This is a genomic window from Klebsiella sp. SWET4 (assembly GCF_024296565.1).
Taxonomy (GTDB): domain Bacteria; phylum Pseudomonadota; class Gammaproteobacteria; order Enterobacterales; family Enterobacteriaceae; genus Klebsiella; species Klebsiella variicola.
The window spans coordinates 67,133-83,505 of sequence record NZ_JANCOB010000010.1 but is presented as its reverse complement, the minus strand read 5'-3'; the positions used below and the strand labels follow the sequence as shown (position 1 = coordinate 83,505).

General features: G+C 58.4%; 17 protein-coding genes and 1 pseudogene. 5 read left to right on the top strand and 13 right to left on the bottom strand.

The window, feature by feature from the left end; genetic code table 11:
• The first annotated feature begins 168 nt into the window (after positions 1-168).
• Together nrdD and nrdG are read left to right on the top strand one after the other, a co-directional pair.
• The gene (gene nrdD / locus NKJ21_RS20855; RefSeq protein WP_072125523.1) at positions 169-2,307 is read left to right on the top strand and encodes an anaerobic ribonucleoside-triphosphate reductase; all 2,139 of its coding nucleotides are present in this window, start codon (positions 169-171) and stop codon (positions 2,305-2,307) included.
• 249 nt (positions 2,308-2,556) lie between these two features.
• Positions 2,557-3,021, top strand: a complete 465-nt coding sequence (nrdG, locus tag NKJ21_RS20850; protein WP_012969085.1) for an anaerobic ribonucleoside-triphosphate reductase-activating protein — start codon at positions 2,557-2,559, stop codon at positions 3,019-3,021.
• Between the two features lie 17 nt (positions 3,022-3,038).
• Here nrdG and NKJ21_RS20845 read toward each other — a convergent pair whose 3' ends face one another.
• The 10 genes from NKJ21_RS20845 to NKJ21_RS20800 all read right to left on the bottom strand — a co-directional run bounded on the left by NKJ21_RS20845 (position 3,039) and on the right by NKJ21_RS20800 (position 11,807).
• Positions 3,039-4,949, bottom strand: a complete 1,911-nt coding sequence (locus tag NKJ21_RS20845; protein ID WP_254733181.1) for a transcription antiterminator — start codon at positions 4,947-4,949, stop codon at positions 3,039-3,041.
• 22 nt (positions 4,950-4,971) lie between these two features.
• Positions 4,972-6,126, bottom strand: a complete 1,155-nt coding sequence (locus tag NKJ21_RS20840) for a lactonase family protein (RefSeq protein ID WP_165459690.1) — start codon at positions 6,124-6,126, stop codon at positions 4,972-4,974.
• A 125-nt stretch (positions 6,127-6,251) separates the two neighbouring features.
• A complete protein-coding gene (locus NKJ21_RS20835) occupies positions 6,252-6,992 on the bottom strand; it encodes a KDGP aldolase family protein (protein ID WP_239270677.1) in 741 nt (246 codons plus the stop codon).
• Positions 6,989-8,107, bottom strand: a complete 1,119-nt coding sequence (locus NKJ21_RS20830; protein ID WP_016160167.1) for a DgaE family pyridoxal phosphate-dependent ammonia lyase — start codon at positions 8,105-8,107, stop codon at positions 6,989-6,991. The genes NKJ21_RS20835 and NKJ21_RS20830 overlap by 4 nt, the downstream gene beginning before the upstream one ends.
• Positions 8,091-9,224, bottom strand: a complete 1,134-nt coding sequence (locus NKJ21_RS20825) for an amidohydrolase/deacetylase family metallohydrolase (RefSeq protein ID WP_239270676.1) — start codon at positions 9,222-9,224, stop codon at positions 8,091-8,093. Before NKJ21_RS20825 ends, NKJ21_RS20830 begins: the two co-directional genes overlap by 17 nt.
• Positions 9,225-9,337: 113 nt before the next feature.
• On the bottom strand, positions 9,338-9,982 hold the full coding sequence (locus tag NKJ21_RS20820; RefSeq protein WP_004152267.1) for a DUF4310 family protein: 645 nt from the start codon (positions 9,980-9,982) through the stop codon (positions 9,338-9,340).
• 13 nt (positions 9,983-9,995) lie between these two features.
• On the bottom strand, positions 9,996-10,772 hold the full coding sequence (locus NKJ21_RS20815) for a DUF4311 domain-containing protein (RefSeq protein ID WP_002886897.1): 777 nt from the start codon (positions 10,770-10,772) through the stop codon (positions 9,996-9,998).
• Positions 10,773-10,793: 21 nt separating this feature from the next.
• The gene (locus NKJ21_RS20810; RefSeq protein WP_004206503.1) at positions 10,794-11,093 is read right to left on the bottom strand and encodes a DUF4312 family protein; all 300 of its coding nucleotides are present in this window, start codon (positions 11,091-11,093) and stop codon (positions 10,794-10,796) included.
• A 2-nt stretch (positions 11,094-11,095) separates the two neighbouring features.
• Positions 11,096-11,458, bottom strand: a complete 363-nt coding sequence (locus tag NKJ21_RS20805; RefSeq protein WP_004206501.1) for an SFCGS family glycine-rich protein — start codon at positions 11,456-11,458, stop codon at positions 11,096-11,098.
• A gap of 10 nt (positions 11,459-11,468) precedes the next feature.
• Positions 11,469-11,807 (bottom strand): PRD domain-containing protein, encoded by a 339-nt coding sequence (locus tag NKJ21_RS20800; RefSeq protein ID WP_008807140.1) that lies wholly within the window; start codon positions 11,805-11,807, stop codon positions 11,469-11,471.
• A 103-nt stretch (positions 11,808-11,910) separates the two neighbouring features.
• On the opposite strand from NKJ21_RS20800, the gene NKJ21_RS20795 reads away from it, so the two are divergent.
• Positions 11,911-12,042, top strand: coding sequence for a hypothetical protein (locus NKJ21_RS20795; RefSeq protein WP_014908079.1), 132 nt, complete (start codon positions 11,911-11,913; stop codon positions 12,040-12,042).
• Positions 12,043-12,096: 54 nt separating this feature from the next.
• Here the strand turns inward: NKJ21_RS20795 and cybC are convergent, their stop codons facing one another.
• On the bottom strand, positions 12,097-12,483 hold the full coding sequence (cybC, locus tag NKJ21_RS20790; RefSeq protein WP_002886893.1) for a cytochrome b562: 387 nt from the start codon (positions 12,481-12,483) through the stop codon (positions 12,097-12,099).
• A 36-nt stretch (positions 12,484-12,519) separates the two neighbouring features.
• Positions 12,520-13,872, bottom strand: coding sequence for a metalloprotease PmbA (pmbA, locus tag NKJ21_RS20785; protein ID WP_008807141.1), 1,353 nt, complete (start codon positions 13,870-13,872; stop codon positions 12,520-12,522).
• Between the two features lie 95 nt (positions 13,873-13,967).
• Between pmbA and yjgA the strand changes: the two genes are divergently transcribed.
• Entirely contained in the window at positions 13,968-14,519 is a 552-nt protein-coding gene (gene yjgA / locus NKJ21_RS20780) for a ribosome biogenesis factor YjgA (protein WP_004177664.1), read from the top strand.
• Between the two features lie 333 nt (positions 14,520-14,852).
• Here the strand turns inward: yjgA and NKJ21_RS20775 are convergent.
• Positions 14,853-14,968: pseudogene (locus NKJ21_RS20775) on the bottom strand (hypothetical protein).
• A gap of 184 nt (positions 14,969-15,152) precedes the next feature.
• Between NKJ21_RS20775 and NKJ21_RS20770 the strand changes: the two are divergent.
• Positions 15,153-16,361, top strand: coding sequence for an aldose 1-epimerase family protein (locus tag NKJ21_RS20770; protein ID WP_023323523.1), 1,209 nt, complete (start codon positions 15,153-15,155; stop codon positions 16,359-16,361).
• The last annotated feature ends 12 nt before the right edge of the window (positions 16,362-16,373 follow it).

Below are 16,373 nucleotides of genomic sequence, written 5' to 3'. Positions count from 1 at the left end.
TGTTGTATTAATCGTCTATTATGTCACCATATCTTGTCGATGTCTGGCGGTGATGAGATGTGGATAAAACGGGCCGGATCTGAAGGCAAACAGCACGAGCCGTAGCGTGCAGCGCCTTCGGGATAACCTCCGCCTCTGTGGATAACCTGTTCTATATATGGAGTGATCATGACACCGCATGTGATGAAACGTGATGGCTGTAAAGTGCCGTTCAAATCAGAGCGCATTCAGGAAGCAATTCTACGTGCAGCTAAAGCAGCGGGAGTCGATGACGCAGACTATTGCGCCACCGTCGCAGAAGTCGTTAGCCAACAAATGCAGGGCCGCGCCCAGGTCGACATCAACGAGATCCAGACTGCGGTAGAAAACCAGCTGATGTCCGGCCCCTATAAGCAGCTGGCGCGCGCCTACATTGAGTATCGCCATGACCGTGATAGCCAGCGCGAAAAGCGCGGCCGTCTCAATCAGGAGATCCGCGGCCTCGTCGAGCAGACCAACTCCGCGCTGCTCAACGAAAATGCCAACAAGGACAGTAAAGTCATCCCGACCCAGCGCGACCTGCTGGCCGGTATCGTCGCCAAGCACTATGCGCGGCAGCACCTGCTGCCCCACGATGTGGTGATGGCCCACGAGCGCGGCATGATCCACTATCACGACCTCGATTACTCGCCCTTCTTCCCGATGTTCAACTGCATGCTGATCGATCTGAAAGGGATGCTGACCCAGGGCTTTAAGATGGGCAACGCGGAGATCGAGCCGCCGAAGTCTATCTCTACCGCCACCGCGGTGACGGCGCAGATCATCGCCCAGGTCGCCAGCCATATTTATGGCGGCACCACCATCAACCGTATCGATGAAGTGCTGGCGCCGTTCGTCACCGAAAGCTTCAAAAAGCATCGTAAAATCGCCGAAGAGTGGCAGATCCCGGACGCCGAAGGCTATGCCCGCGCCCGTACCGAAAAAGAGTGCTACGACGCCTTCCAGTCGCTGGAGTATGAAGTCAACACGCTGCATACCGCCAACGGTCAGACGCCGTTTGTCACCTTTGGTTTTGGCCTCGGCACTAGCTGGGAGTCGCGCCTGATCCAGCAGTCGATTCTGCGCAACCGCATCGCTGGCCTCGGTAAAAATCGCAAAACCGCGGTATTCCCGAAACTGGTCTTCGCCATTCGCGACGGTCTGAACCATAAGTTCGGCGATCCGAACTACGACATCAAGCAACTGGCGCTGGAGTGCGCCAGCAAGCGCATGTACCCGGATATCCTCAACTACGATCAGGTGGTGAAAGTGACCGGGTCGTTTAAAACGCCGATGGGCTGCCGCAGCTTCCTCGGGGTGTGGGAAAACGAGAACGGTGAGCAGGTGCATGACGGGCGCAACAATCTCGGCGTGATTAGCCTCAACCTGCCGCGTATCGCCCTGGAAGCGAAAGGCGACGAAGCCGCCTTCTGGGCGCTGCTGGACGAGCGCCTGCAGCTGGCGCGCAAAGCGCTGATGACCCGTATTGCCCGTCTGGAAGGGGTGAAGGCCCGCGTGGCGCCGATCCTGTATATGGAAGGGGCCTGCGGCGTGCGGCTGAAAGCCGACGATGACGTCTCCGAGATTTTCAAAAACGGCCGCGCGTCCATTTCACTGGGTTACATCGGTATCCATGAGACCATCAATGCGCTGTACGGTAATCAGCATATGTACGACAGCGAGGCGCTGCGTGAGAAAGGTGTGGCCATCGTCCAGCGCCTGCGCGACGCCGTCGATGTGTGGAAGGAAGAAACCGGCTACGGCTTTAGTCTGTACAGCACGCCGAGCGAAAACCTGTGCGACCGCTTCTGCCGTCTCGACACCGCCGAGTTTGGCATAGTGGAGGGCGTGACCGATAAAGGTTACTACACCAACAGCTTCCACCTCGACGTCGAGAAGAAGGTCAACCCGTACGACAAGATCGATTTCGAAGCGCCGTACCCGCCGCTGGCCAACGGCGGCTTCATTTGCTACGGCGAGTACCCGAATATCCAGCACAACCTGAAGGCGCTGGAAGACGTGTGGGATTACAGCTATGAGCACGTGCCGTACTACGGCACCAACACGCCGATCGATGAATGCTACGAGTGTGGTTTTACCGGCGAGTTCGAGTGCACCAGCAAGGGCTTTACCTGCCCGAAATGCGGTAACCACGATGCCGCTCGCGTGTCGGTTACTCGTCGGGTATGCGGTTATCTCGGCAGTCCGGACGCGCGTCCGTTCAACGCCGGCAAGCAGGAAGAAGTGAAGCGCCGCGTTAAGCACCTGGGCAATGGGCAGATCGGTTAAAGACCAATGCGCTTTTCTCGGATAGCGGCGCGCAGCGCCTTATCCGGGCTACTGTTTTGCACCGTCCGGTAGCCCGGGTAAGGCGGAACGCCGCGACCCGGGAAATGGCCGCATTCCTCCGTTTTCGCAAAGCAATTAGCGTCAGAGCAAGGCGGCAAACGAGGGAATTCCCGGGAGCGTACATTCAGTACGTGACTGGGGTGAGCGAGCGCAGCCAACGCGGCTATGGCGTTAATTGAGAAGCGAAAAATGAATTACCATCAGTACTACCCGGTAGATATCGTCAACGGCCCCGGCACCCGCTGCACCCTGTTTGTTTCCGGCTGCGTCCACGAGTGCCCAGGCTGCTACAACAAGAGCACCTGGCGGGTGAACTCCGGTATGCCTTTTACCGCTGAGATGGCCGACCGCATCATTGCCGACCTCAACGATACCCGCATCAAGCGCCAGGGGATTTCACTCTCCGGCGGCGATCCGCTGCATCCGCAGAACGTCGCGGAGATCCTCAAGCTGGTTCAGCGCGTGCGCGCCGAATGCCCCGGCAAAGATATCTGGGTCTGGACCGGCTATAAACTGGATGAGCTGAATGAGGCGCAGATGCAGGTAGTGAACCTGATCAACGTGCTGGTCGACGGTAAGTTTGTGCAGGATTTAAAAGACCCGGCGCTGATCTGGCGCGGCAGCAGCAACCAGGTGGTACATCATTTGCGTTAATCCCCTCCGTCAGCCTCTCAAAACCGGCTGACGCACTCCATCGCCACCGTTTTAAACTCATTGAAGCTGCGGGTCGTGGCAAGGCGGCTCATGGCGCGCTCGCGCAGGAAAGTCACGAAAATATCGTAGATCGCCATCGCCTCTTCGTACTCGCGCTTACTGATGGCGAGCAGGAAAATGATATGGGCGGTTTCGTCGCCCCAGGCGATGCCCTGCGGGGCGATAACCGTATAAACCACCGTCTTTTTGGCCAGCAGTCCCAGGGAGTGCGGCAGCGCAATGCCATCGCCGAGCATGGTGCTGACAATCGCCTCACGCTCCACCACCGAAGCATGAAACTCGGCGTCAACAAAGCCTTCCTCCAGCAGCTGCTGGCACAGCTCGGCGAACAGCGTTTGCTGATCCATCGGCTTATCGACCACCCGGAAGTGGGCGGCATCGAAGTACTTATTCAGCATCCACGGACGGGTACGGTCCACCAACACCAGCTTGCCAATCTGATCCAGCTGATAGTCGGTGGGAAACGGCGCGATGGTCACCACCGGTTTGTCTTTTTCGCTGATGCGCACCGTGGAGATAACAAAATCCGCCTCGATCGCATCCCGCTGTTCATACTCGCGCTGGGAAATCGTGGCGGCGATCTCCAGCTGCGGATATTTGCGCTGCAGGATCGCTTCGATCATCCGTACCATCGCATTGCTGGTATCGCAGACCAGTAGCACCTGTGGTTGACGCTGGTAGCCAATGTTGTAGTGGCGCTCCAGCCCGACGCCGATATGCAGCACCAGGAAGCCAATTTCGTTTTCGCTGATGGTATAAGGCGTGTACTTCCCCCAGCTGGAGACCGCGGCGAGGGTCATATCCCAGGCCATCGGGTAGTGCTGTTTGATGTTATCCAGCAGCGGATTGGGGATCATGATCTGGTAGCGCACGCGGGTGATCATGGTTTTAATGTGGGTCAGCAGATCGGCGTGCAACTGGGCGTCGTCCAGCAGGTTGTAGTTATACTGGCTGTTGATGTAGCGCAGAATGTAATTGACCAGCGCTTCGTCATCGTCGGCGCTGATGGTTTCCGGGTCGACGTCCTGCACCTGACGGGCGGCGAGATGCACGCACAGCCACTCTTCTTCAGCGGGCGAGAAGGGTTTTCCGGCCAGCCGCTGCAGCTCTCCCGCCAAATCGCGCGCGGCGTCGCGGACGTTTTGCGCCACATCTTCAGCGTTGAAATCGGCCAGCGGATAGCCTTCGCTAACGCGGCGCACCACCACTGCGCCGTACAGGCAGATAAAGCGCTCGCCGACATCAGTGAGGCGAATATGGTGCCGGGTAAGCGTCTCCTGTAGCACCGGCTCCAGCAGCGCAGGGACATCCGCCTCCAGCGCCTCGGCGCCGATCAACGGATTGATACCGCCCTGTTGGGCCAGCTCCCACAGCAGATCGGTCAGGCAGGCGCGAATCGACACCTCGCTACCAAACAGCTTCATGCCGTGGCGAGGGCGGGTTTCAAGGGTAAGCTGATAGCGCTGGAAGCGCTCACGCACCTCGACCATATCATTTTGCAGCGTCGCGCGGCTGACGAACCACTCATCCGCCAGCTCTTCCAGCTTGATGGAGAACGCCGACGTCAGGAAGCGCACCAGCAGAAACGTGATGCGATCCTGGGCGGTTCGCGGCACGTGCTGCGTCTTCGGCGCCGTCTCCTCCAGCGCCTGAAAGCTCGCCGGGTTATCAATTTTCAGCTGATAACCGCCGCCGCGGTTGAGGATAAACTGCGCGCCATACTGCGCCAGTAGCGCATTCAGGGCGGTAATATCGGCGCGCACAGTACGGGTGGAAACCGACAGGCGTTGCGCCAGCTCATCCTGCGGCAGCGTTTCATTTCGCAGCAGGGTGAAGAGTTGCGCTAAGCGTTGGTTGGGAAATCGCATGTCAGTTCCTTGTGGTTACGGCTCAGGGTTGGGCGGATATCACCATCTGCGATGGGCTACCGACCGGCGTGTAGTCGGAGGCAAAGGTTAATTTGCCATCCTTCGGCGCCACGCTGAAGCGGGTAATATTATCGCTACGCTGGTTCATGACGTACAGCCACTGCCCCTGATTATCCAGGGTCAGCGTACGGGGGTAATCCCCACGCGTCCAGATATCCTCCTGGTGGCTCAGGCGGCCGTCGGCCTGCACCGTAAAGTGGGCGATGCTGTTATGCAGGCGGTTGGCGACATACAGCTGCTTACCATCGTTGCTCAGCGCCAGACCGGCGGCAAAGCTGGTGCCCTTATACTCTTTCGGCAGCGCGGAGACGGTTTTGCCTTCGCGCAGCAAGCCGCTTTGCTTATCCAGATGATAGAAAGTCAGCGTCGACGCTTCTTCGTTGATCAGCCACAGGCCGTCGCCCTTTGGCGTAAAGACGAAGTGGCGTGGGCCGGCGCCCGGCGACGAAGCGGCGATGAACGGCGGATCGTTCGGCGTCAGCTTGCCGCTGGCGCTATCCAGCCGGTACTGATAGATCCGATCCAGCCCCAGATCGGTGGAATAAACAAATTTCCCGCTGGGATCGGCGGCGATCATATGGGCGTGCGGGCCATTGTGATCGCTGATGGCGAAACTGCCCTCGACGGCCGCCGCCGGGCGTTCGGCGCCTGCCGGGCCTTCATCCTGATGCCTGTCCACTGCCTCGCCCAGGCTACCATCTTCTTTCACCGGTAGCACGGCGATACTCCCGCTGACGTAGTTGGCCACCAGCAGATGTTTACCATCCGGCGTCAGGGAGAGGTATACCGGCCCGGCGCCGCCGGAGGCAACCTGGCTGAGTGCGGTCAGCTCGCCATTCTTCTCAATGCGCCACGCCTGCACGACGCCTTTTTCGACTTCACTGGCGGCATATAGCGTTTTGCCATCGCGCGACACGGTCAGCTGCGCGACGTTTGGCAACGAGCTCACCAGGGTCCTGCCACGCAGCGCGCCGGTGTTGGCATCGACGGTAAAGCGGTACAGACCTTCGCCATTGGGATTATAGGTACCTACCCAGGCATAGTGGGTTTGCGCGGCGCCCGCGGCGGCGGCAAACAGGGACAGTGAAGCGACAAGCAGATGACGAGCGACAGGCATAGCAACTCCTTGATGGTTCGGTGGGGTAAGTTTCCCCTCACCCCGGCCCTCTCCCAAAGGGAGAGGGAGAAAACCAGATGGTTCCCTCTCCCTCCGGGAGAAAGTTAGGATGAGCGGCAATAGCACTACTTCACTAACTGTTTAGTCATCTCCAGCAGCTGGCGCACATCGGCCGGGCGGGTGTTGCCGCTGGCTTTATCGATAATCGAGCTGTAGATATGCGGGATGATTTTGCTCACCCCGGCATCGAGAGCGATTTTCAGGATCTCGCTGTAGTTGTCCAGATCGATACCGCCGGTCGGTTCCAGCCAGAAATCGTGCGCAGCGCAGGCTTTGGCGACGGCTTCGAATTCGGCGCGGTGCTTCAGGCCGCCCATCGGGAAGTATTTGATGGAGCTGCCGCCCATGTCTTTCAGCAGCGCGATGGCGGTTTCCAGCGGCACAATGCCATCCGCCGCGCCGCTGCTCAGCGGGCCGGTGGAGATCTTCACCATTCCCGGCGTACCGGTCGGCGAGACCAGGCCATTCACCACGGTCTCATTCTGCCCGAGCAGCGCGCGGCTGGTAGCCACGCCGGTGAAGACCTGGTTGACGTGCTGCGGCTGCACCTGGCGAGAAATCTCGCTCACCATCGCCGACTGGTTTGGATCGCCTGTGCCCAGCCCGACGGAGAGCGCGTTATCAATAAGCTTCGCGTAGTCGCGCATATCGGCCACCGCGCTGGCGACGTCCGGATAGTTTTTGGAGAGCACGCCGACCAGGACGTGACCTTCCGCCGCGTCGTAAATTTCGCGGGCGTTGTCTTTGCTGCCCGCCAGGACGTTCAGGCACACGCGATCACGGTAAAAGTTTGGGGTCAGTTTCATGCTTGTTTCTCCTTGTTCAGCACTTCCGCGATGCGGCGAGCAACCACCGCCAGCTGCTGCGCGTTCACGCTGCGGACATCGGCTTCGATAATGCCTTCATTCGCTTTATAGCCGCGGAAGTAGATGGCGTATTCGCCCTGCTTCAGCGCGTTAACCAGATCGCCGGTCTTCACGCCGGTCACCGCTTCGTTGAATTTGATTTCGGCGCGGGCGATATCGCGACCCGCGCTATCCCACACCACCCGGGCGGTCACGCCGTTAAGCGTGTTGAGCTGTTCGATAAACGGCGTCATCTTCGCCACCATCTGCTCGCCGCTCTCTTTGCTCGCCGTCAGGTAGTGTTCAATGGCGCAGGTCAGGCCGAGAATGCCCTCTTTACCCACTTTCATCGCCCGGCCAATCCCCATCGACTGGCGTTTAACCCACTCGACGTACTGCGTTTTGCCGATCACCAGCCCGCTGGTCGGCCCTTCAATGGCTTTTGCGCCGCTGTAGATCACCAGGTCGGCGCCCATGCGGTAGTAGCACTGCAGATCTTCTTCCGCCGCCGCATCGACAATCAGCGGCAAGCCATGCTGGCGCGCCACTTCCGCAGCCTGCGCGACGTTGAGCATGCTTTTCTGTACGCAGTGGTGGGATTTGATGTACAGGATCGCCGCGGTGCGCGGGGTGATTGCCGCCGCCAGCTGTTGGGCGGAACATTCGTTGGCGTAGCCCGCTTCCACCAGCTTACCGCCGCCCAGCGCCACCATGGTGCCAACCGGCGCGCCGAAGTTGACGTTGTGGCCCTTCGGCAACACGATTTCGTTATTCTCAATCGGCGTAACGTGCAGGTTCTCCAGCAGCCAGTCGCTGTCTTTCACCAGCACCGCCGCCACCGACTGGGCAATCCCCGCCGACGCGCAGGAGACAACGGTCGCCCCTTCCACATCCAGCAACCTGGCGATGTACTCGCCGGTTTTATTCACCAGGTCTTTCATTTCAAAGTACTGGTTCATACCGGCCATCGCGGCTTCCACCACTTCCGGGCGCGGCGTGGAAACGCCCAGCGCCGTCATGCGGCCCGAAGTATTAATCACCTGTTTTAAATGGTATTTCTCAAAAATCGAAGGCATGTTCCGCGCTCCCTTGTTCGGTCAGATAGCCTTTGCCCGCGCGGATCGCGGCCAGCGGCACCAGAATGTTGTCAGCCTGGAGGCTCTCTTTTTCGGCATCCACCAGCAGCGTGGGCCGGTGCTCCAGGCGAAATAGCGTTAAATCGGCGTCGAAGCCCACTTCCAGCCGCCCTTTACGCGACAGGCGCAGCCCCTCGGCGGCGCTGACGGTCACGCAGGCAATGACCTGCGGCAGGGTCATGCCGATGGCGAGGAATTTCGACATCACCAGCGCCAGCGAGCGCACCGGGCCATCGATACGGTTACGGCAGTAAATATCGGAGCTGATGGTGTGCGGCAGAATGCCCAGCGCAATCGCCCGCCGCGCCACTTCAAAGCTGAAGCTGGCGGTGCCGTGCCCAACGTCGAGGCGCACGCCGCGCTGCAGAGCGCGAGTAATCGAGCTACGCAGTTCGCCGGCGGGATTCAGAATGCGGTTCGGCTTGCCGTTATAGCAGTGGGTAATGATGTCGCCGCGGCTCAGCAGATCGGCGATTTCATCGAGGTTCGGCGGGTTATTGCCGATGTGCACCATCAGCGGCAGATCGCCGTTTTCCTGCTGAATGGCCTTGGCGCGCGCCAGCGGCGTAATGCCGCTTTCGCCGACGACGCTGCTGCTCATCCGCGCCTTCAGGCCGACGATAAAATCAGGATGACGCTGCACCGCCTGCTTCACCGCAGCGGCGTCGATATTGGCCATATTCGCCAGTTCATTCTGCGCAATCAGCCCGACGCGCGAGATATTGAGCAACGCATAAACTTCCGTCGCCGCGTTACGGGTCAGTTGATAGAAGTCATCGACGTCGTCGGCGCCGGTGCTGCCGGCATCAATCACGGTGGTGACGCCGGTGGCGATGCCGACGCTGTCCGGCTCATCGTGATAAATCGGCGAATTCGGGTAGCAGTGAACGTGGGAGTCAATCCAGCCGGCGCTGACGTAGCTGTTGCCGTGCAGATCGAGGGTGTTGCGGGAGGGCGCGCTAATCTCGCCCAGCGCCGCGATTTTCCCGTCCTGGATGGCGATATCAGTCAGGGTATCGTCGACGAGGCGCGCACGGCGCAGGAGTAAATCAAACATAGCTATCTCCTGATGAAAAGGGTGAATCTGTTGCCGGATGGCGGCGTACCGCCTTATCCGGCCTACCAATCGCGCTGACGTGTAGGCCCGATAAGCGCAGCGCCATCGGGCGATTAGCTAATCGCCACCGGGAAGATGGAGCCGAGGATCATCGCGCCGAGGATGGCGCCGCCGGTGATCGGTTTCTGCCAGATGTAGAACAGCAGTGCGCCAACCAGCGAGCCAATCCCGATAGGAATCGAGGCGGTCATCGCGCTGAGGATAATCAAGGGACCGAGGAAGCGGCCGGAGGCATTACCGGCCCCCATCATCACGTCGGCGCCGTAAGTGGAATCGCTCTGGTTAATGGTGAACTTACGCGCCAGAATGATGATGTAACCCACTGCCAGACCAAGGACCAGGCCGGTGACCAGCGAGGCGGCGAAGTTCGCCACCGGGAAGACAAAGCCCGCGCCGAGCAGCAGCGCCGGTACGCCAAGACCGATACCGGTCTGTATCGCTCCGCCGATATCGAGGATCCCCACCAGCGACCCTTCGATGATGCGGGCGAACAGGAAGCTGGCGCCAAACGCCGCCACCGCGCCGTAAACGCCGGTATCAATCCCCGACTTCAGCATGGCCACGAAGGCCACTTCGTTAAAGGCGCCGATGCCGTACAGGTAGTACATGTGCGTCCCGGCGAAGACGCCGGAGGAGAGCAGGCCAACAAAGATCGGGAACGACCAGTCGGCATACCAAAAACCTTTATTCTGTTCCATTATCAGGCTCCCGTTACTTGCCGCTGAGTGAGTTGTGGATCATGTCCAGCCAGTTCGGCACGGTCAGATGGAAGGATTCGATCATCTTCATGTCGAAGCCGCGGAAGAAGCCGCTGAGGACAAACAGCGCGACGATGGCCACCATCATCACTTTAGTCACCCGGTTCCAGCCGCTCTCTTCGACGCCTTTACCGATCAGGATCCCCAGCACCAGACCCGGTACGGCGTTACCCATAATCAGCTGCGCGGCGCCGCCGAAAATCGTCGCCCAGAAGCCTGATTTCTTACCGGCATCGATAGCCGCCAGCCAGAAGATCACCGGCATCACGGTGTTCACCAGCAGGTTTGCCGCCGGCACCAGGACCTTAACCGCGGTCACCTGCAGCGCTTCCGGTACGGACGAGGCGGTGAGGTTGAGGAAGGCGACGACAATCATGCCGATGATGCCGCAGGAGATGGCCATTTTTTTCGGATCGTGCAGCGTTTCGCCGACGTTACGATTTTTCAGCATTAGCGCCGCCGCGCCCCAGTTGGGGATAATGCGGTGGTCAACATCCTGGGTGAAGGAGCCTGCTGCCACGGAAGAGGCCCAGGCGTTAAAGAAGAAACCGAGGCCAAAGGAGAAGTGGGAAGCCGGATCGCCTTCGCAGGAATTCAGCTCGCCCAGGGTTCGAAACGCCCCCATCCCCTGGGTGGTAGGGGCGTGAAACATGCGTGCCGCTCCGGCGCCCACGCCGACGCCGACCAGGCCGCCGATGATGAGCGATTTTATTAAAATTATCAGGAACATAGTCAGACCCTTTGCTAACAATCAGGTTTGCGTGACGAAATCCACTTTATCGAGATCGATGGCGGTCACGTTGACGGTGACGTCCAGCTCCACGCTGTAGGTCCGTCGTTCACGGCGCAAAAAGAAGAACAGGAAGGCCTCTTTTCGTACCGCTTCGCGCGCATGAACAACCGTCACGTCCTGTGGCTCAATACGCAGCAGAATGTGCGATGAGGTTTTCATCACCGCAGCCTGCACATGGTTCAGGGCATCGGCGAAGGCCCGTGATTTGCTTTCGCCTTTGCCGGCAACCCTCACCGTGGTGGTGAATTGCTCTTTCATACTTATGCGCCGTATTTCTTTTTCCAGGCTTCTACCAGGCGCTCGCCCAGCTCTTCTTTATCCATAAAGCCGAAGCCCAGCACGTTGCACCCTTCGTTGATGGCAGTGACGCCCTCTTCCACCGAACGCATGCCATATTTCGCTTTGTAGCCGTATTTGGTCTGGGCGGTGATGGCCCCGGCGCCGCCGCTGCCGCAGAAGGAGATGCCGAAGGTAGCGTTTTCCGCTTTCATCATGTCGCCAAGCTTCATATCGGCAGCAACGCCAGGGACGACCACAGCACGTGCGCCCGCTTTCTCAGCGCCTGCAGCGACTTTTTGGCCTTTACCCAGACGGTCGCCAATGACTACGGTGATTTGTTCCATGTTTTGCTCCTTACAGGTTTTCTTTTGCGACTTCGAAATGGACGGACAGCAGCCAGGCCTCTTCATCGGGCAGGTTGCCGAACTGCGCGACCACTTCGCGGGCCAGCGTCATTGAATCTGGTGAAATCTCTTCGAACAGGCTGGCATCCACTTCCGGCAGCGGTTCACCACTGATTGACCGGTGGGCCATGGCCCGCACGTGGGAAGTCAGCATTTGCTCCTGAACGTCGTTAGGGACGATGCCGTGACGGTTTAACAAGGCGTAAACCTGCTGCAGCATCTTGTCAGCCAGCCGTTCAGTCTGCGCTGCCTGCTCCCCTTCGTCGTGTATTACCGCTCCGTTATTCACTTCTGATACCCCGCTGATGTCTCTGGAAATCAAGGTAGCGCCGGGGGATGGGAGTTTGTAGCGAGTTGTTTTCCACTTCGAAGTGGAAAGGGAGACGGCAGGCGTGATCGACCCCACATATTCACAGGGAAAAGGCAAAAACGACGGCTATGGCGTGAGATGTATCACAACAATGAGCGTGGACAAGGCGCCCGCGGCAGCGGAAAGGCCGGAAAAAGAGAGTGGAAAAATGTGATATCGGTAGGCTTTCAGGCGGGAGGCATCGGCTGATGCCTCCCGAAAAGAACGGTTAGCGGTACTTCTTATGGTAGGTGTTGCGGGTGGTTTTAAACTCCTCCGCGGCGGCCTGCGCCTCTTTCACCTTGCCTTCGTTCGCCAGCTTCAGCGCACCGTCGATCTGGCCGATCAGAATATCCAGACCATGACGGTAATCTTTCATCTCAGCGCTGTCGGCCGCTTTGCCTTCCAGCTTCGGCGGGGTCTCTTTCTGGGCATCGACCGCGGCGGTACGCATCTTATTCAGCGCCGCTTTCAGCTCGCCGGCGTCGGAGGTCTTCTGTACCACTTGCAGGTTTTCTGCCAGAGTGTCCATGTCTTCGCCCAGGTCGGCGAAGGCCGACGCTGAACCGAGCGCAAAAGCAGAGACAGCCAGCATCGCTAACAGTTTTTTACGCATTGCTCACTTCCTTTTTATTATTTAAGCAAACAGGTGTTATTGCCCGGCGATTTTCATCTCCGGCAGCAGCACAGAACCGCACTGAATGTTGCTGCGCGTTTCAATATCATCGCCAATGGTCACGATATTACGCCACATTTCTTTCAGATTTCCTGCAATGGTGATCTCACTGACAGGATATTGAATTTCGCCGTTTTCTACCCAGAAGCCGGATGCGCCGCGTGAGTAGTCGCCGGTGACGCCACTGACACCCTGCCCCATCAGTTCGGTAACCACAAGACCGGTGCCCATCTCTTTAAGCATCTTTGCAAAACTCAGGCCGCGGCCGTTAATGCGCCAGTTGTGGATGCCCCCGGCGTGGCCGGTGCTTTTCATCCCCAGCTTACGCGCCGAGTAGTTGGTCAGCAGCCACTGGGTCAGCACGCCGTCTTTGATGATGTCACGACGCTCAGTGCGCACGCCTTCGCTGTCGAACGGCGTGGAGGCCAGCCCTTTCAGCAGGTGCGGATGCTCTTCGATGGTCAGCCACTCAGGCAAAATTTGTTTGCCCAGCGAATCGAGCAGGAAGGTGGATTTGCGGTATACCGAACCACCGGCAATCGCTCCGACCAGGTGGCCAAACAGCCCGGTCGCCACTTCGTTGGCGAAAATAACCGGCGCCTTCATGGTCGACAGCTTACGCGGCGCCAGACGCGACAGGGTGCGGCGAGCGCACTCTTCCCCGACCCATTCCGGGGACTGCAGATCCTCGATCGCCCGGCCAATGGTGTAGGCGTAGTCGCGCTCCATATCGCCATCATCTTCCGCGATGACGCAGCTGGAGAGCGAATGGCGAGTCGAGCAGTAACTTTGCAGCATGCCGTGACTGTTACCGAACACTTTGATGCCGTAGTGGCTGTTAAAGCTGCCGCCTTCGGTGTTGGTGATGCGTTTATCGGCCTTCAGCGCCGCTTGCTCCGCGCGGGCGGCCAGTTCGATGGCTTCGTCCGGGGAGACCTCCGCCGGGTGGAACAGGTCCAGATCCGGGGCGTCAAAGGCCAGCAGCTCTTTATCGGCCACACCGGCAAACGGATCCGGGGAGGTGTAGCGCGCAATATCCAGCGCCGCCTGTACGGTGCGGGCGATGGCGTCCGGGCTAAGATCGGTGGAAGAGGCGCTGCCCTTGCGGTTCTGATGGTAAACCGTAATGCCTAACGCCCCATCGCTATTGAATTCTACATTCTCCACTTCGCCATAGCGGGTGCTGACGCCGATGCCCGTCGTTTTGCTGACGGAGACTTCCGCACCGTCAGATTTACCTGCCGCCAGTTCCAGTGCCGTGGTAACGGCTTCTTCCAGCGTCTTACGCTGCTGTGCAACTTGAGAGATGACTTTCATTGCTAATGCCATAATGTAAGAAGGAGTTAACTGAAGTCTAACAGAGAACCGTTTTTCAGTGCGCGCCTTAACTGGTAACATTAGCCTCTTTTTTTAAGGAGCCTGAGATGACAAAGCAGCCCGAAGACTGGCTCGACGACGTGCCCGGTGATGATGTTGAAGATGAAGATGATGAAATCATCTGGGTCAGTAAGAGTGAAATTAAGCGCGACGCGGAAGAACTGAAGCGTCTTGGCGCGGAACTCGTTGACCTGGGGAAAAACGCGCTGGATAAAATTCCGCTGGATACTGACCTGCGCGACGCCATCGAACTCGCCCAGCGAATCAAAAAAGAGGGTCGCCGCCGCCAGCTGCAGCTTATCGGTAAGATGCTGCGCAACCGCGATGTCGATCCGATTCGTCAGGCGCTGGACAAGCTGAAAAACCGTCACAACCAGCAGGTTGCGCTGTTCCACAAGCTGGAGCAGATCCGCGACCGACTGATTGACGATGGGGATGACGCTGTCGCTGAAGTGCTGAACCTGTGGCCAGATGCTGACCGTCAGCAGCTGCGTTCGCTGATCCGCAATGCGAAGAAAGAGAAAGAAGGCAACAAGCCGCCGAAATCGGCGCGCCTGATCTTCCAGTATCTGCGTGAACTGGCGGAAAACGAAGGCTAAGTCCCGCTGTTTTTGCCCGCAATCGTCTCCCGGATGGCGGCGCGCTGCGCCTTATCCGGGCTACGGAACCCTGTATATCAAACGGTTACTCTGTTTCGTAGGCCCGCGCAAGCACAGCGCCGCCGGGCAATCTGTACCAGACTCCGTTCCCGTCGTTGTGCCGGATGGCGGCTAACGCCTTATCCGGCCTACGGAGCCCTGTATATCAAACGGTTACTCAACACCGTAGGCCCGCGCAAGCGCAGCGCCGCCGGGCAACCTGCATCAGACTCCGTTCCCGTCATTGTGCCGGATGGCGGCTAACGCCTTATCCGGCCTACCTTCACCCCAGTTCTAAGGCTTGCGCCAGCAGGGGGATTCCCGTCGCATCGGATGAGTCCCCTCATCCGCACGACGATACGTTTGTTTTTTGCCTTGTTGCCAAGCTGAATCGTTAAAGCTAAAAACAATATAGATCACATATCCTGGTGATAAATACGCATTACTTAGCAAAATAATACGACTTTCATCTCATTTAACATCATAAAAACGGCCACTTTCTCACCAGGTGAGGCGCTTCACATTTTAATCCCCCCCATGCCGGTAGATTTCACACGTCAATGACACAATCGATTCAGCAAAAAGGGAATAAAAATGAAAAAGACATTGGTTCTGACGACGATCGCCCTGCTGGTTTCTGGCTCAGCCGCGGCAAAAACATGGGTGCTGACGAACGCTGAAGAGGGCATGGATAAAGGAAACTGGCAGATCAGCAGCGATCAGCTGAAGGTAAAAGACCATGCGTTCAGCATTGAGCAAAAAGTCCTGCACGGCGGTAAGCAGGAAGGCAGCAAAATCCTCACCATTCACAGTAAAGACGGCCTGACCATCACTCTCAGCCCAACCCGTGGCATGAACTTACTGCGTATTGAGGGTTTCGGCAGCCGGATGGGCTGGGATTCGCCGGTTAAAGAGGTCGTCAACCCGGCGTTTATCAACCTGGAAAGCCGCAATGGACTCGGCTGGCTGGAAGGATTCAACGAGATGATGGTCCGCTGCGGCTATGAATGGACCGGCCATCCGGTGACCGCGGACGGGCAGATTTATACCCTGCACGGCAAGGCGGGCAACACGCCGGCCTCGCGGGTAGAAGTCGAGGTGGCTGACAGCGCGCCGTATGAAATCCGCATCCGCGGCCTGGTGAAAGAGAGCACCTTCAAAAAAGCCGATCTGCAGACCCTGACCGAACTGCGCTACGTGCCGGGCAGCAACAGCTTCAGCCTGCATGATGTCTTAACCAACCATGCTGACTATCCGCATGATTATCAGATTATCTACCACAGCAACTTCGGCACCCCGATCCTCGAAGAAGGCGCGCGCTTCCTCGCCCCGATGTCCAGCATCAGCCCGTTCAATGATTACGCGAAGAGCGGGTTAAAAACCTGGCAGACCTATCAGGGACCGACCAAAGATTTTGACGAGATGGTATTTAATATTCAGCCGCTGGCCGATGAAAATCACCAGACCCTGGCCGCGGTGGTCAACAAAGCGGGCGATAAAGGGGCCTCCATTCAGTTTGATACCCGTCAGCTGCCGGTCCTGACGCTATGGAAAAACACCGACACCATCAAACAGGGCTACGTCACCGGTATCGAACCGGGCACCAGCTACGCCTATCCGGTCACCATTGAACGCGAACAAAAACGCGTGAAGCAGCTGCAGCCGGGCGCCAGCGCGCAGTTTGATCTGACCTACACCCTGCTGCACGACAGCGCTCAGGTGGCCGCCGTTGAGCAGAAAATCGCGCAGATTCAGGGCGACAATAAAGTCGCGGAGAACGAGACGCCGATCGCCAAAGAGTAAGATTGTAACCAG

Excerpts from the sequence above, each read along its gene's own strand:
- NKJ21_RS20845 (WP_254733181.1), bottom strand. The coding sequence starts at position 4,949 with ATGCGATTTCCCAACCAACGCTTAGCGCAACTCTTCACCCTGCTGCGA.
- nrdG (WP_012969085.1), top strand. The coding sequence starts at position 2,557 with ATGAATTACCATCAGTACTACCCGGTAGATATCGTCAACGGCCCCGGC.
- pmbA (WP_008807141.1), bottom strand. The coding sequence starts at position 13,872 with ATGGCATTAGCAATGAAAGTCATCTCTCAAGTTGCACAGCAGCGTAAG.
- cybC (WP_002886893.1), bottom strand. The coding sequence starts at position 12,483 with ATGCGTAAAAAACTGTTAGCGATGCTGGCTGTCTCTGCTTTTGCGCTC.
- NKJ21_RS20840 (WP_165459690.1), bottom strand. The coding sequence starts at position 6,126 with ATGCCTGTCGCTCGTCATCTGCTTGTCGCTTCACTGTCCCTGTTTGCC.
- NKJ21_RS20810 (WP_004206503.1), bottom strand. The coding sequence starts at position 11,093 with ATGAAAGAGCAATTCACCACCACGGTGAGGGTTGCCGGCAAAGGCGAA.
- NKJ21_RS20830 (WP_016160167.1), bottom strand. The coding sequence starts at position 8,107 with ATGCCTTCGATTTTTGAGAAATACCATTTAAAACAGGTGATTAATACT.
- NKJ21_RS20770 (WP_023323523.1), top strand. The coding sequence starts at position 15,153 with ATGAAAAAGACATTGGTTCTGACGACGATCGCCCTGCTGGTTTCTGGC.
- NKJ21_RS20820 (WP_004152267.1), bottom strand. The coding sequence starts at position 9,982 with ATGGAACAGAATAAAGGTTTTTGGTATGCCGACTGGTCGTTCCCGATC.
- NKJ21_RS20815 (WP_002886897.1), bottom strand. The coding sequence starts at position 10,772 with ATGTTCCTGATAATTTTAATAAAATCGCTCATCATCGGCGGCCTGGTC.
- NKJ21_RS20835 (WP_239270677.1), bottom strand. The coding sequence starts at position 6,992 with ATGAAACTGACCCCAAACTTTTACCGTGATCGCGTGTGCCTGAACGTC.
- yjgA (WP_004177664.1), top strand. The coding sequence starts at position 13,968 with ATGACAAAGCAGCCCGAAGACTGGCTCGACGACGTGCCCGGTGATGAT.
- NKJ21_RS20805 (WP_004206501.1), bottom strand. The coding sequence starts at position 11,458 with ATGGAACAAATCACCGTAGTCATTGGCGACCGTCTGGGTAAAGGCCAA.
- nrdD (WP_072125523.1), top strand. The coding sequence starts at position 169 with ATGACACCGCATGTGATGAAACGTGATGGCTGTAAAGTGCCGTTCAAA.
- NKJ21_RS20825 (WP_239270676.1), bottom strand. The coding sequence starts at position 9,224 with ATGTTTGATTTACTCCTGCGCCGTGCGCGCCTCGTCGACGATACCCTG.